General features: G+C 66.2%; 12 protein-coding genes. 7 read left to right on the top strand and 5 right to left on the bottom strand.

Annotation, left to right across the window (positions count from 1 at the left end; genetic code table 11):
- Positions 1-18 precede the first annotated feature (18 nt).
- Positions 19-402 carry a YciI family protein gene (locus tag K32_RS16605; protein WP_201400589.1) on the bottom strand — a complete coding sequence of 128 codons (384 nt, stop codon included), beginning with the start codon at positions 400-402 and terminating at the stop codon, positions 19-21.
- 200 nt (positions 403-602) lie between these two features.
- On the opposite strand from K32_RS16605, the gene K32_RS16600 reads away from it, so the two are divergent.
- Complete coding sequence (locus K32_RS16600) at positions 603-2,237, top strand: Na+/H+ antiporter (RefSeq protein ID WP_201400588.1); 1,635 nt, start codon at positions 603-605, stop codon at positions 2,235-2,237.
- A gap of 482 nt (positions 2,238-2,719) precedes the next feature.
- On the opposite strand, the gene K32_RS16595 is transcribed toward K32_RS16600, so the two are convergent.
- A complete protein-coding gene (locus K32_RS16595) occupies positions 2,720-3,436 on the bottom strand; it encodes a FadR/GntR family transcriptional regulator (protein ID WP_201400587.1) in 717 nt (238 codons plus the stop codon).
- Positions 3,437-3,536: 100 nt separating this feature from the next.
- Between K32_RS16595 and araD the strand changes: the two genes are divergently transcribed.
- A complete protein-coding gene (gene araD, locus K32_RS16590; protein ID WP_201400586.1) occupies positions 3,537-5,279 on the top strand; it encodes an L-arabinonate dehydratase in 1,743 nt (580 codons plus the stop codon).
- Here araD and K32_RS16585 read toward each other — a convergent pair.
- Together K32_RS16585 and K32_RS16580 are read right to left on the bottom strand one after the other, a co-directional pair.
- Positions 5,276-5,881, bottom strand: a complete 606-nt coding sequence (locus K32_RS16585) for a hypothetical protein (RefSeq protein ID WP_201400585.1) — start codon at positions 5,879-5,881, stop codon at positions 5,276-5,278. The two genes, araD and K32_RS16585, sit on opposite strands and share 4 nt — an antisense overlap.
- Positions 5,878-6,513, bottom strand: a complete 636-nt coding sequence (locus tag K32_RS16580) for a YjbE family putative metal transport protein (RefSeq protein ID WP_201400584.1) — start codon at positions 6,511-6,513, stop codon at positions 5,878-5,880. The genes K32_RS16585 and K32_RS16580 overlap by 4 nt, the downstream gene beginning before the upstream one ends.
- A gap of 347 nt (positions 6,514-6,860) precedes the next feature.
- On the opposite strand from K32_RS16580, the gene K32_RS16575 reads away from it, so the two are divergent.
- The 4 genes from K32_RS16575 to K32_RS16560 all read left to right on the top strand — a co-directional run bounded on the left by K32_RS16575 (position 6,861) and on the right by K32_RS16560 (position 10,042).
- Positions 6,861-7,529 carry an RraA family protein gene (locus tag K32_RS16575; protein ID WP_244669552.1) on the top strand — a complete coding sequence of 223 codons (669 nt, stop codon included), beginning with the start codon at positions 6,861-6,863 and terminating at the stop codon, positions 7,527-7,529.
- Positions 7,530-7,714: 185 nt separating this feature from the next.
- Positions 7,715-8,572, top strand: a complete 858-nt coding sequence (locus K32_RS16570) for an ABC transporter substrate-binding protein (protein WP_201400583.1) — start codon at positions 7,715-7,717, stop codon at positions 8,570-8,572.
- A gap of 70 nt (positions 8,573-8,642) precedes the next feature.
- Positions 8,643-9,296, top strand: a complete 654-nt coding sequence (locus K32_RS16565; protein WP_201400582.1) for an amino acid ABC transporter permease — start codon at positions 8,643-8,645, stop codon at positions 9,294-9,296.
- A gap of 32 nt (positions 9,297-9,328) precedes the next feature.
- Complete coding sequence (locus K32_RS16560) at positions 9,329-10,042, top strand: amino acid ABC transporter ATP-binding protein (protein ID WP_210342770.1); 714 nt, start codon at positions 9,329-9,331, stop codon at positions 10,040-10,042.
- Between the two features lie 81 nt (positions 10,043-10,123).
- Here K32_RS16560 and K32_RS16555 read toward each other — a convergent pair whose 3' ends face one another.
- Positions 10,124-11,137: a LacI family DNA-binding transcriptional regulator gene (locus tag K32_RS16555; protein ID WP_201400581.1), complete on the bottom strand. Its 1,014-nt coding sequence runs from the start codon at positions 11,135-11,137 to the stop codon at positions 10,124-10,126.
- Positions 11,138-11,379: 242 nt separating this feature from the next.
- On the opposite strand from K32_RS16555, the gene K32_RS16550 reads away from it, so the two are divergent.
- Entirely contained in the window at positions 11,380-12,621 is a 1,242-nt protein-coding gene (locus tag K32_RS16550; RefSeq protein WP_201400580.1) for a cyclopropane-fatty-acyl-phospholipid synthase family protein, read from the top strand.
- Positions 12,622-12,632 lie beyond the last annotated feature (11 nt).

Raw genomic sequence — 12,632 nt, 5'->3', positions numbered from 1 at the left:
TGACCGGCCGTGCGGCTGTCAGGCCGTATCGGCGGTGGCCGGGGCGAGTTCGCCCGGCATGAACAGCGAGATCGGGCGCAGTTCGTAGGCGCCGCCGGGATTGGCCTCCGTCAGGTCGCGCGCCACCTGCAGCGCCTCGTCGCGGTCGTCGACGTCGACGACGTAGAAGCCGAGCAATTGCTCCTTGATTTCGGCGAACGGGCCGTCGATCACCCGGCCCTGGTCCTTGAGCAGGGTCGTGGCGGTTCGGGTCGGGTGCAGCCGCGCCGTCGGGCCGAGCTTGCCCTGCCGCGCCAGCTTTTCATGCACCTTGTGCAGCCGCGCCATGACGGCGTCGTCCTCTTCCTTCGACCAGGCAGTGACCACTGCCTCCGAGTGATAACAGATGATGGCGTAGAGCATGGGGGGCCTCCTTACCTAACGTCGACTATGCCTCGCCATCGCGGCGGCTGCCGCTAAAAAACGCGTGGTTGGGAGAAAAATCCGGGCGCAAGTCGGGCGGGAGCGGCCATTGTCGCGAAAAAGTCGAACTGGGTCAGTCTTCTAGGCTAGACGTTCGGCCCGTCCGGCCCGCCACAAGCCCCGCACAGGATTCCCGGCAAGTGGAAACCATTTCGATCGTTCTCGTGCTGCTGCTCGCCGTCGTGGTGAGCGGGTTCATCGCCCGCATGCTGCCGCTGGGCATTCCCCGTCCGCTCCTGCAGATCGCGCTCGGCGGCGCCATCGGGCTGATCGCCGACTTCCGGGTGACGCTCAATCCGGACATTTTCTTCCTGCTGTTCCTGCCGCCGCTGCTGTTCCTCGATGGCTGGCGGACGCCGAAGGAAGAGCTGATCCGGGACCGCAGGGCGATCCTGGCGCTCGCGCTCGGGCTTGTCGTCTTCACCGTGCTCGGCGTCGGGCTGTTCATCAACTATCTCATTCCGGCGATGCCGCTCGCGGTCGCCTTCGCGCTCGCGGCGGTGATTTCGCCCACCGATCCGATCGCCGTCTCCGCCATCGCCGCCCGCGTGCGGATCCCGAAGCGGATGATGCATATCCTCGAAGGCGAAGCACTCCTGAACGATGCGTCCGGCCTCGTCTGCCTCCGCTTCGCCGTCGCCGCCGCGCTCACCGGCACCTTCTCGCTCTCGGAAGCGATGCTGGATTTCGTCTGGGTGGCGTTCGGCGGCGTCCTGATCGGATATGTCGTCACCTGGATCATCAATACCGGCAAGAGCTGGATCGCCGATCACTATGGCGAGGAGACGGGCTCGCAGATCCTGATCAGCGTGCTGACCCCCTTCGCCGCCTATCTTTCGGCGGAGCATCTGCAGTGCTCCGGCATTCTGGCAGCGGTCGCCGCCGGCGTGACCATGAGCTTCAGCGAGGCGTCCGGCCACGCTTTGGCCACCACGCGGGTCCGCCGCAACAACGTCTGGGACATGATCCAGTTCGCCGCCAACGGCATCATCTTCGTGATCCTCGGCGAGCAGCTGCCGGCCATTCTCCACAGCGCCGCCGAGACGGTGCGCGTCACCGGCCATCACGCGCCGGGCTGGCTGTTGATCTATGTGCTCGCCATCAACCTGTCGCTGGCGATCCTGCGCTTCGTCTGGGTCTGGGTGTCGCTGAATTTCAGCCTCTACCGGGCGCGTCGCCGTGGCGAAACCGTCCGGCGGCCGAGCTGGCGGCTGCTGGCGGCGATGTCGCTTGCCGGCGTGCGCGGCGCGATCACGCTCGCCGGCGTGCTCACCCTGCCGCTGTTCCTCTACGACGGAACGCCGTTCCCCGCCCGCGATCTCGCCATCTTCCTCGCCATGGGCGTGATCATCCTGTCACTCATCGCAGCCAGCATCGGCCTGCCGCTCCTTCTGCGCGGCCTCGACCTGCCGGAGGCCTCGCCCCTGCTCGCGGAACAGAAGGCCCGGATCGCGGCGGCCGAGGCAGCGATCGCCGAGATCGAGCGGGTCCAGCACGAACTGGCGGGTGGCAGGCCCGACGCCGACATCTTCGTGGCGGCGGCGGCGCGGCTCATGGATGCCTACCGCGCCCGGATCGACGCCGGCTCGCGCGCCGACGAGGAAGCGGCTCTGGCGCGGCAGATCGATGCGATCGAGACGCGGATGCGCATCGCGGCGCTTCAGGCCGAGCGCACGACGGTGTTCAAGCTGCTGCGCGGCCGCAAGATCGGCAGCGAAACCGCCCGCAAGCTGGTGCGCGAGCTCGACCTGATGGAAGCGCGCTACGAGGGGTGAGGGCTGTTGGGGATCGACTGGCTCAGCGGCAGTCCCACCCACCGTCGTCATCCCGGGCCTGACCCGGGATCCATTCAGCCGGGTTGCCAGCCGCGCGAAACTCCCGATGGCGCGGCTGTATGGATCCCCGCCTTCGCGGGGATGACGGGGAACATAGGGCAGACCTTGAGCCCGGGGATAGTATCGGGCTGAGGGCGACAGATGCCTTTCAGTACTTGGCTCTGCCGGTTCCACACACTCGCCGTCATCCCGGGCTTGACCCGGGATCCATTCAGCCGCGCCGTCGGGAGGTTTTCCCCTCTATGCTCGGGCGACATGGATTTTCGGAGGAATGACGAGGGTGGCCGGAATCGGGCCGAGGGCCGCCCCGAACGCCTTGACGCGGATGCGGCAAGCGCCCAGAATTGTTAGATCGATTGACGATTTATGGGCATGTATGTCGCGATTGGAAGACAGTCTTGTATCTTGATTTTACAAGTCCATCAGCGATCGCGGCGCGCGTCGGTCAGGCGCCTGCGGGCCTCGACGAGATGGAACTTCATGTAGAGCGCGGCCTGGTCCGCCTGCTGGCGGGCGATGGCGTCGACGATGTTGCGGTGCTCGGAGAGCAGGGCACGCCGCCGTTCCTCGGAGCCGACGCGCGTCATGCTGAGCGCGCTGCGCATCCAGTCCTCGATCCGGCCCTTCAGGCTTTCGAGCACGGCCGGGAACACCTCGTTGCCGGTCGCCTCGGCGATGGCGAGGTGGAAGGCGAAATCCTCCTCCAGGCCGGCGGCGCCGGAATGCAGCGCGGCCTCGAACGCGGCCTGCCGGGCTTCGATCTCGGCGAGCTGCGCGATTGTGCGGCGCTCGGCGGCGAGATGGGCGCATTCCGTCTCGATGGCGATCCGCACCTCGGTGACGCGGAGCACGCTCGCGACCTGCTGCGGCGGCGTCGTCGCCAGCAGGCCGCCGGGCGGCTTGTGCGAGACGAAGGTGCCGGCGCCCTGGCGCGCGATGACGAGGCCGTCGACCTGCAGCCGCTGCAGCGCCTCGCGCACGACCGGCCGCGACACCTCGAAGGCCTTGCAGATATCGTTCTCGGACGGCAGCCTGTCGCCGGGCGCGAAAATGCCCGAAACGATCTGTTCGAGGATCTGGCCGTAGAGGATGTCGGAGAGCTTTTCGCGGCGCGCCGGCTTCAGTTGCAGATCGACCATGCGCCTCTCGCTTTCCTCGCCGCCCGACTCACTTCGGGCAGCGTAACCCCGGACGGCCGGATTTTCGAATGCTCCCGCCGTTTCTGAAGGATCGACCTTGATGACCTCGTCCGGAAACAGGCCCGCGCGCCGCACGATCGCCTCGCTTCGCAGCCAGCGCTGGTTCGGCGCCACGGACCTGCGCTCCTTCGGCCACCGCTCGCGCACGCTGCAGATGGGCTATGCCTATGAGGAGTTCATGGGCAAGCCGGTCGTCGGCATCATCAACACCTGGTCCGACATCAACCCCTGCCACGCGCATTTCCGCCATCGCGTCGAGGAGGTGAAGCGCGGCGTCTGGCAGGCGGGCGGCTTCCCGATCGAATTGCCGGCGATGTCCTTGGCCGAGAATTTCGTCAAGCCGACCACCATGCTCTACCGCAACTTCCTCGCCATGGAGGTGGAAGAGCTGATCCGATCGCATCCGGTCGATGGCGTCGTGCTGCTCGGCGGCTGCGACAAGACCACGCCGGCGACGATCATGGGCGCGATCTCTATGGATCTGCCGACGATCTTCCTGCCGGCGGGGCCGATGCTGCGTGGCAATTATGCTGGCAAGGTGCTCGGCTCCGGCTCCGACGTCTGGAAATACTGGGCGGAGAAGGAGGCGGGCCGGATCGGCGACGAGGAATGGCGCGCCATGGAATCCGGCATCGCGCGTTCCTTCGGCACCTGCATGACCATGGGCACCGCCTCGACCATGACGTCGCTCGCCGAGACGCTCGGCCTGTCGCTGCCGGGCGCCTCGTCGATTCCCGCGCCCGATTCCGCCCATTCGCGCATGGCGGCGGAGTGCGGGCGGCACATCATCGAGATGATCTTCGACGATTGGAAGCCTAGCGATATCCTGACCGCGGCCTCGTTCGAGAACGCGCTCGTCGTGCACATGGCGCTCGCCGGCTCGACCAACGCGATGGTGCATCTGATCGCCATGGCGGGGCGGGCGGGCATTCCGCTGACGCTGGAGGATTTCGACCGCGTGGCGCGCGACATTCCCGTCCTCGCCAATCTGCGGCCGACCGGCGAATGGCTGATGGAGGATTTCTACTATGCTGGCGGCCTGCCGGCGCTCTGGTCGGAACTGCGCGACCATCTCGATCTCTCCGCGCGCACCGTCCGGGGCACGCTGGCCGATGCGGTCGAGGCGGCGCGCAACTACAACACCGACGTCATCCGTCCGTTCGATCATCCGGTTTCGGCCGAGGTCGGCACGGCCATCCTGACCGGCAACCTGGCGCCGGACGGCTGCGTGATGAAGCCGTCGGCGGCAGAGCCGCGCCTCTTGAGGCACACCGGCCCGGCGCTGGTCTTCCGCGACTACAACGAGATGTCGGCGATGGTCGATCGCGACGATCTCGACGTCACGGCCGATACCGTACTGGTGCTGCAGAACGCCGGTCCTGTCGGCGGGCCGGGCATGCCGGAATGGGGCATGCTGCCGATCCCGAGAAAGCTCCTGAGAGAGGGCGTGCGCGACATGCTGCGCATCTCCGACGCGCGCATGAGCGGCACCAGCTATGGCGCCTGCATCCTGCACGTCTCGCCGGAATCGCATATCGGCGGCCCGCTGGCGGCCGTGCAGACGGGCGACCTCATCTCCGTCGACGTCGAGGCGCGGACGATCCATCTGCATGTCGACGACGCCGAGATCGCCCGCCGCCTCGCCGTGTTCAAGCCGCCGGCGCGCGACTATCCGCGCGGCTACAACAAGCTGTTCGCCGCCCACATCCGCCAGGCCCATCTCGGCTGCGACTTCGACTTCCTCGAAGGCACCGAGAAGCTGCCGGAGCCGGAGATCCACTAGAAGAGGCGGATGTCCATTCCGAACCAGCGCCACCAGAACTCGCCGTAGAACAGGATCCAGAAGATCGCCAGCAGCATCAGGCGGCCGCGGAGCGCAAGGCGCGGCTGCAATCCCGCGCTGATCCCGGCGACGACGCTCACCGCGACGACGAAGCGCGAGAGGCGGATCGGGATGGTGGCGCCGAAGAAGAACAGGGCGGACAGGCCTTCCTTGCCGGCGGCGACCGCATAGACCTTGTAGGGAACGCCGGTGACCGAACCCTTCAGCATGGCGAGCGGCCAGTTGGCCTCGTCCATGCCCGCCATGCCCCGGGCGATCATGCTCTCCGAGACGAAGGGAACGGTGCGCAGCAGCGCTGTTGCATAAGCGGGGTCGAGGATGCCGAGGCGCCACATTGTGAACCCGCCGCAGGCGGCGCCGATCGCGGCGGCGAGGCTCGCCGCAAGCGCGGTGCGCAGGCCGTAGGCGACGGCGACGAAGGTCAGCAGCACGTCGGCGACGACGAAGAAATAGCTCGCCTCGGCCGCGCCCCAGAGAAAGGCGACGAGCAGGATCGCCAGCAGCGCGCTGGCGTCGGTCGCCGGGCGCGCCGGGTTGCTCACACCCATCCTGTGACGTCGGCCATGTGGAACACTTCCAGCCCGCCGTCCCAGATCATCTTGAAGGCGACGTAGGCGATGACGGCGAGACCCACATAGGCGATCCAGGGCAGGCGCTTCAGCAGCCTGGCCACCACATTGGCGGCGACGCCCATCAACGCGACCGAGAGGACCAGCCCGACGACCAGGACCCAGGTGTGTTCGCGCGCCGTGCCGGCGACGGCAAGCACGTTGTCGAGCGACATCGAGACGTCGGCGATGATGATCTGGGTGATCGCCTGCTTGAAGGTCTTGCCGCCCGTCTGGCTGGCGTTCTCGATCGCCTCGGCGGCAGCCGCCGCCTCGGCTTCGTGGTCGGTTCGGATCTCGCGCCAGAGTTTCCAGCAGACCCAGAGCAGCAGGATGCCGCCGGCGAGCGTCAGGCCGATGATGCCGAGCAGCTTGGTGGCGAAGAGGGCGAAGATGATGCGCAGGATCGCGGCGGCGGCGATGCCGACCAGGATTGCCTTGCTGCGGATCTCCTTCGGCAGGCCGGCGGCCGCCATGCCGACGACGATGGCGTTGTCGCCCGCCAGCACGAGGTCGATCAGCACGACGGTGGCCAGCGCGACCAGTTCGGCAGCAACAAATTCCATGGGAAATGGAGCCTCGGCGGGAAGGAATAGCCTGACACCCATCTGGGGCAGCTGGCGCGACTTGTCCAGCCCAAGTCGCGCGCGGCAGGGCTGCCATGCGCCCTGCGACAGCCTCGGCAGGGGACGTTCAGAGCCCGGCAGGGCACCGGCACGGTCGATTTGCGCGATGGCGGGGGCTGGGGCGGGCGCTCGGGCGGCGCCCGATTGCAGGGACGAGCACTCGGCTCCGGGCGGCCGGCGGCAGGGCAGGGGACAGTCCCGCGCCGGCGCGTCGACCCGCTATTGACGGCTTCAAGAAACGCCTCTACGGTTTTGTTAAACGTTTAACACGAAGGTTGGAGAGCCCGTTGTCTGCTGCCCAGTTCGATTTGGAAGCCCTGAAGAAAGTTCTGTATTCGGCCGTTCTGTCCGACGTTCTCGATGATTTCGGCCTGACGCATCAGGCGATGCTGCCCTTCGTGCGGCCGCTGGACGACAGCCTGACGATGATCGGCTATGCGCGGACCGGCCTGTTCATGAACACCTATTCGGTGCGCGAGGACGAGAACCCCTACGAGGTCGAGATCGCGCTGATCGACGATCTGAAGCCGAACGACATCGCCGTGCTCGGCTGCGACGGTCCGACGACGCGGATCGCGCCCTGGGGCGAACTGCTGACCACCGCGTCGCGCAAGCGGGGCGCGGTCGGCTGCGTGACGGACGGTCTCGTCCGCGACGTCCGCCACATCCGCAATCTCGAATTCCCCGTCTTCCACGGCGGCATCGGCCCGCTCGATTCGCGCGGGCGCGGCAAGATGATGGCGCGCGACCTGCCGATCGAATGCGCCGGCGTCACGGTCGCCTCCGGCGACCTGGTCTTCGGCGATGTCGATGGCGTCGTCGTCGTGCCGCAGAAGATCGCCGCCGACGTGATCCAGGCGGCGCTGAAGAAGGTCACCAGCGAGAACAAGACCCGCGAGGAACTCGAGAACGGCCTGCTGCTCGGCGAGGTCTACGCCAAATACGGCGTCCTCTGAGGCGCAGCCAGCAACGCACCGAATTCCTGCCGGGTCGACGAAGAGAAGCGCCAGAGGCACCCGCGAGAGATCGCGGGGATATGGCGTCAGAGGCGTCCCGGCAGCGATTGAGCCCTTCGTCAGAAGGGATCCTGCCCGAACCACCATCCAGATCAGAACCACCATCCAGATTCATGGGGAACATGATGAAGAGCCAATTCACCCGACGCGGATTCCTGACTACTGCCGGAGCCCTCGCCGTGGGCGCGCCGCTGGTGGCCCGTCCTGCCTTCGCGCAGGAAGCGGGCACCGATCTCCTCGCCGACATCAAGAAGCGCGGCTTCCTGCGCGTCGGCACGTTCAGCATTCCGCCGGAGACCTGGATCGATATCGGCACCGGCGAATGGAAGGGCATCGCGGCGGATTTCACCAAGGCCGTCGGCAAGGAAATCGGCGTCGAGGTCGACCCGGTCGTGCTCGTCCACTCGGCGCTGGCGCCGGCGCTTGATTCCGGCCGTATCGACGTCATCTCGGGCCTCTACAAGACGGCCGAGCGCCAGAAGGTCATGGCCTATGGCAGCAAGCCGTTCTGGTACGGCATCGACGTGCTGCTGACCCGCTCGCAGGACGGCATCGAGAACGTCCAGGGCCTCAAGGACAAGGTGATCGGCACCGTGCGTGGCTCGGCGCAGGAGATCGAGGCCCAGGAGCTGCAGAAGCGCTACGGCGTCGCCGACATCCGCAAGTATGATTCCGCCGATCCGATGCTGATGGACCTCAAGGCCGGCCGTCTCGATGCGGCTGTCTGGTGGGGCTACACCTTTGACTATGCGGCGGCGCAGAACCCCGACTACGACTTCAAGGTCGTGGAATATCTGGCGCCGGAATATCTCGGCAGCGAGACGCTTCCCGCCAACTACTACGTCTATTCGAAGAACGGCACCGAGAGCCTGATCAAGGCCTTCGACGACGCGATCGACGCCATCAAGGCGCGTGGCGAGGACAAGGAGATCATGGCGCGTTACGGGCTCACCAACCCGTCCTACCTGACCGGCAAGTTCTAGGACCCGTCATCCGCCGGCAGGCAAATTGTTGCCTGCCGGCGGCGTCCCGTTGCCTCAGGATCCGAATTTCATGAATGATTATCTGCAATTATTGCAAACCTACTTTCCCTATATCGCCAAGGGCGCAATCGTCACGCTGGAGCTGACGGTCTTCTCGCTGATCGGCAGCATCGTCATCGGTCTTCTCGCCACCTTCGCCAAGATGTCGGGCATTCGGCTTCTCGGCTATGTCGCCGGCATCTACATCGAGCTGATCCGCGCGACGCCGGCGTTGTTGCAGCTGTTCATCATCTATTTCGGCCTGACTTCGTTCGGCATCCGGCTGGAGCCGATGGCCGCCGCCATCATCACGCTGTCGCTGGTCGGCGGCGCCTATGCGGCGGAGATCTTTCGCGCCGGCATCGAGGCGGTCGATCGCGGCCAGTTCGAGGCGGCGCGCAGCCTCGGCATGTCGACGCCGCTCGCCATGCGCCGGATCATCCTGCCGCAGGCGGGCGTGATCATCTTGCCGCCCTTCACCAATTTCATCATTTCCATGATCAAGGACACGTCGCTGGCCCTGACCATCTCCGTGCCGGAGATCATGTACCGGTCCTACGACGCGTCGAGCCAGTCCTATCGCAGCATGGCGATCTACTCGATGGCGGCGATCCTCTATCTGGCGATCTGCCTGCCGCTCTCCCGTGTCGCCAAGAGACTCGAACGCAAGAGGGCGGCCCAGTGAGCGTACCGATCCTTCATCTCGATGGCCTTGAGATGGCCTTCGGCGCGGTCCAGGTGCTGCGCGGCGTCGATCTGACGGTCCGGGAGGGCGAGAGCGTCGCTATCATCGGGCCGAGCGGCTCCGGCAAGAGCACGCTGCTCCGCTGCCTCAACCGGCTGGAGACGCCGACGGGCGGCAAGGTGACCTTCGAGAGCAAGCCGATCACCGAGAAGTCGAACGTCAACCATCTGCGCATGCGGATGGGCATGGTGTTCCAGCACTTCAACCTGTTCCCGCACATGACGGCGCTCGGCAATGTCATCGAGGCGCCGATCCATGTTCTGAAGATGAGCCGCGCCGATGCCGAGGCGCGCGGGCGCGATCTGCTCGGCAAGGTCGGGCTGCTGGAAAAGGCCGATTTCTATCCGCGCCAGCTTTCCGGCGGCCAGAAGCAGCGCGTCGCCATCGCCCGCTGCCTGGCGATGAACCCGCGCCTGCTGCTCCTCGACGAGATCACCTCGGCGCTCGATCCGGAACTGGTCGGCGAGGTGCTCGACGTCGTGCGCGGTCTCGCCCGCCAGGGCATGACCATGATGCTGGTCACGCATGAGATGCGGTTCGCGCGCGAGGTCGCCGATCGGGTCGTGTTCATGGATGGCGGCGTCGTCGTCGAGGCGGGACCGCCGGAAGAGATCTTCACCCGGCCGAAGAGCCCGCGCCTGCAGAAGTTCCTGAAGGCGGTGCTGGAGCAGGTCTCGGAAGCCTGATCCGCGACCGCGCAACCGGCAAGAACCGTCGATTTTTCGAATTCGGCCATGGCAGCCCCGCCATGGCCGTTTTGTTTGGCCTCAGGCCGTCGCGCCGGGCACGAGGCTGACCGGAAGCGTGTATTCGCGTTTTTCGAACCGTCCGCTCTCCAGCCGCTCGAGCAGCAGCCGGCCGCCGGTCTCGCCCATCTCATAGGCGGGCGAGCGCGCCGTTGTCAGGTCGAGACCCGCATAGTCGTTCGAGGCGAAGGCGTTGAAGCCGGTGACGGCGACGTCGTCCGGCACGCGCGCCGCCCGCCCTTCCAGGATGCGCAGCGCGACGAGGGCGATCTTGTCGTTGGCGCCGACGATCACATCCGGCAGGCCCGATTTGTCGAGATGATCCCCGATCGCCTCGGCAATCGCGGCGGGATTGCTTTCGTCGCAGCGGATGATCTTGGCCGCGACCCCGGCGCGCTTCATCGACTGCCAATAGGCTTCGAGCCGCAGCTCGATGGCCGGCCAGAAGATGTCCGGGATGACGATCAGCACCGATTTCGGATTGCGGGCGAGCACGAGCTGCGACAGCGCCGCCGCGCCGCCGGCGTCGTCCTGGTTGACGAAGCAGGTGTCGGGAACGCCCTCGGCGGCGCGATCCTGGAACACCACCAGCGGATGGCCGAGCTTGCTGAACAGTCTTGTGTTCTGAAGCCGGAGCTGGGCCGAGCCCGACAGCATGATGCAGAGCCCGTCGACGACGTTCTCCTTGACCAGGAAGGAGGTCTCGACCTGCTTCGGCTTGATGCCGTGCAGGAGCAGGCCGAAGCCCCGGTCGCTCAGATAGTTCGAGAGGCCGGCGACCAGATGGGTCGTGAACGGATCGGCGAGGAAGGTCGGCGAGGGGTCGACGATCGCCATGCCGATGATCGAACGACGCAGCGTGCGAAGGCCGCGGCCGGAGCGGTTCGGCCGGTAGCCGAGCTCCTCGATCGAGGCCTGGACCCGCTCCAGCGTCGCTTCCGAGATGCCGTAGCGCACGCCGTTGACCACCTTCGACACGGTCGCGATCGAGACGCCGGCATGGGCCGCGACGGTATGAAGGTTGGGCTTGGCCATGTCTCGTCGTTCTCCGGAAGCCGCGAACCGTTGCGCACGGCCTGTCGGGGGATCCTAGAGGATCGCGCGGCATGGTTAAACGTTTGATACGGCAGTGGAAACCATTGTTTTGCCGGCCCGCTCGCCCGATCGAGCCGCAACCTCGGCGTGTCGAATTGTTACGGAGTGCAGGATGCGACGCCTTTCCGGTTGCACAAAGGCGATCGAGAGGCTTTCATCGGGGCTGAAACGGGGGAATGTGCATGCGCCTGCTGTCTCACCTTTTGAAGCGGTTCGTCCGGAGCGGGCGGCTGACCGTTCTCGATCATTCCGGCACCCGGCATATCTTCGGCTCCGGCGAGAACGGTCCCGACGTGACCATCCGCTTCACCGACAAGGCCGTCGAGCGCGAGATCTTTTTGAATCCAGAGCTGAAGTCCGCCGAGGCCTATATGGACGGGCGGCTCGTCGTCGAGAACGGCGGCTCGATCTACGACCTGCTGCTGCTCTTCTCGGTCAACCGCACCGGGCTCGCCGCGCATCCGATCCAGAAATCGCTGCGCAAGGCGTGGAAGATGCTGAAGCGCCGGCATCAGGCGAATGTCGTCGGCGTCGCCGCCGACAATGCCCGCTCGCATTACGACCTGCCCGAGGCCTTCTACCGGCTCTGGCTCGACGAGGGCATGAACTATTCCTGCGCCTATTTCAGCCGTCCCGACGAGGATCTGGAGAGCGCGCAGATCAACAAGCTCCGCCATATCGCCGCCAAGCTGAAGCTGGAGCCCGGCATGACGGTTGCCGAGATCGGCTCGGGCTGGGGCTCGCTCGCGATCTATCTCGCTGTCCATTGCGGCGCCAAGGTCACCGCCATCAACGTCTCCACCGACCAGCTCGCGACCGCGCGGCGCCGGGTCGAGGAGGCGGGCGTCGCCGACAAGGTCACGTTCGTCGAGATCGACTATCGCAAGCTCGAGGGCCAGTTCGACCGCGTCGTCTCGGTCGGCATGATGGAGCATGTCGGCGTCGCCCATTTCGAGGATTATTTCCGTACCGTGCGGCGGCTCTTGAAGCCGGGCGGCTTCGCCATGATCCACGCGATCGGCCGCATGTCGCCGCCGGGCTCGACCGCGCCCTTCATCCGCAAGTACATCTTCCCCGGCGGCTATGTGCCGGCGCTCTCGGAGGTGTTCGCGGCGACGGAGCAGGCGGGGCTTTGGGTCGACGACTGCGAGATCTGGCGGCTGCACTATTACTGGACGATCAAGGCCTGGCGGGAGCGCTTCATGGCCGTGCGCGAGCAAGTCGTCGCCATGCAGGGCGAGCGGTTCGCGCGGATGTGGGAGTTCTATCTCGCCGCCGTCGAGCTCGGCTTCCTGCACGGCTCCAACATGGTCTACCAACTGCTGCTCTCGTCGCAGCGCGACGACGTGCCGGTGATCCGCGACTACATCGTCGACGACGAACGCGCGCTGGCGAAGCGGGACAAGGCGGCACTGCCGGCGTAGCCGGCCCACGC

Origin of the sequence: Kaistia sp. 32K, assembly GCF_016629525.1 — a bacterium.
Taxonomy (GTDB): Bacteria; Pseudomonadota; Alphaproteobacteria; order Rhizobiales; family Kaistiaceae; genus Kaistia.
This window is presented reverse-complemented; position numbering and strand designations above follow the sequence as displayed.

Coding starts and splice junctions, on each gene's coding strand:
- K32_RS16605 (WP_201400589.1), bottom strand. CDS start 402: ATGCTCTACGCCATCATCTGTTATCACTCGGAGGCAGTGGTCACTGCC.
- K32_RS16595 (WP_201400587.1), bottom strand. CDS start 3,436: ATGGTCGATCTGCAACTGAAGCCGGCGCGCCGCGAAAAGCTCTCCGAC.
- araD (WP_201400586.1), top strand. CDS start 3,537: ATGACCTCGTCCGGAAACAGGCCCGCGCGCCGCACGATCGCCTCGCTT.
- K32_RS16580 (WP_201400584.1), bottom strand. CDS start 6,513: ATGGAATTTGTTGCTGCCGAACTGGTCGCGCTGGCCACCGTCGTGCTG.
- K32_RS16570 (WP_201400583.1), top strand. CDS start 7,715: ATGAAGAGCCAATTCACCCGACGCGGATTCCTGACTACTGCCGGAGCC.
- K32_RS16565 (WP_201400582.1), top strand. CDS start 8,643: ATGAATGATTATCTGCAATTATTGCAAACCTACTTTCCCTATATCGCC.
- K32_RS16560 (WP_210342770.1), top strand. CDS start 9,329: ATGGCCTTCGGCGCGGTCCAGGTGCTGCGCGGCGTCGATCTGACGGTC.
- K32_RS16555 (WP_201400581.1), bottom strand. CDS start 11,137: ATGGCCAAGCCCAACCTTCATACCGTCGCGGCCCATGCCGGCGTCTCG.
- K32_RS16550 (WP_201400580.1), top strand. CDS start 11,380: ATGCGCCTGCTGTCTCACCTTTTGAAGCGGTTCGTCCGGAGCGGGCGG.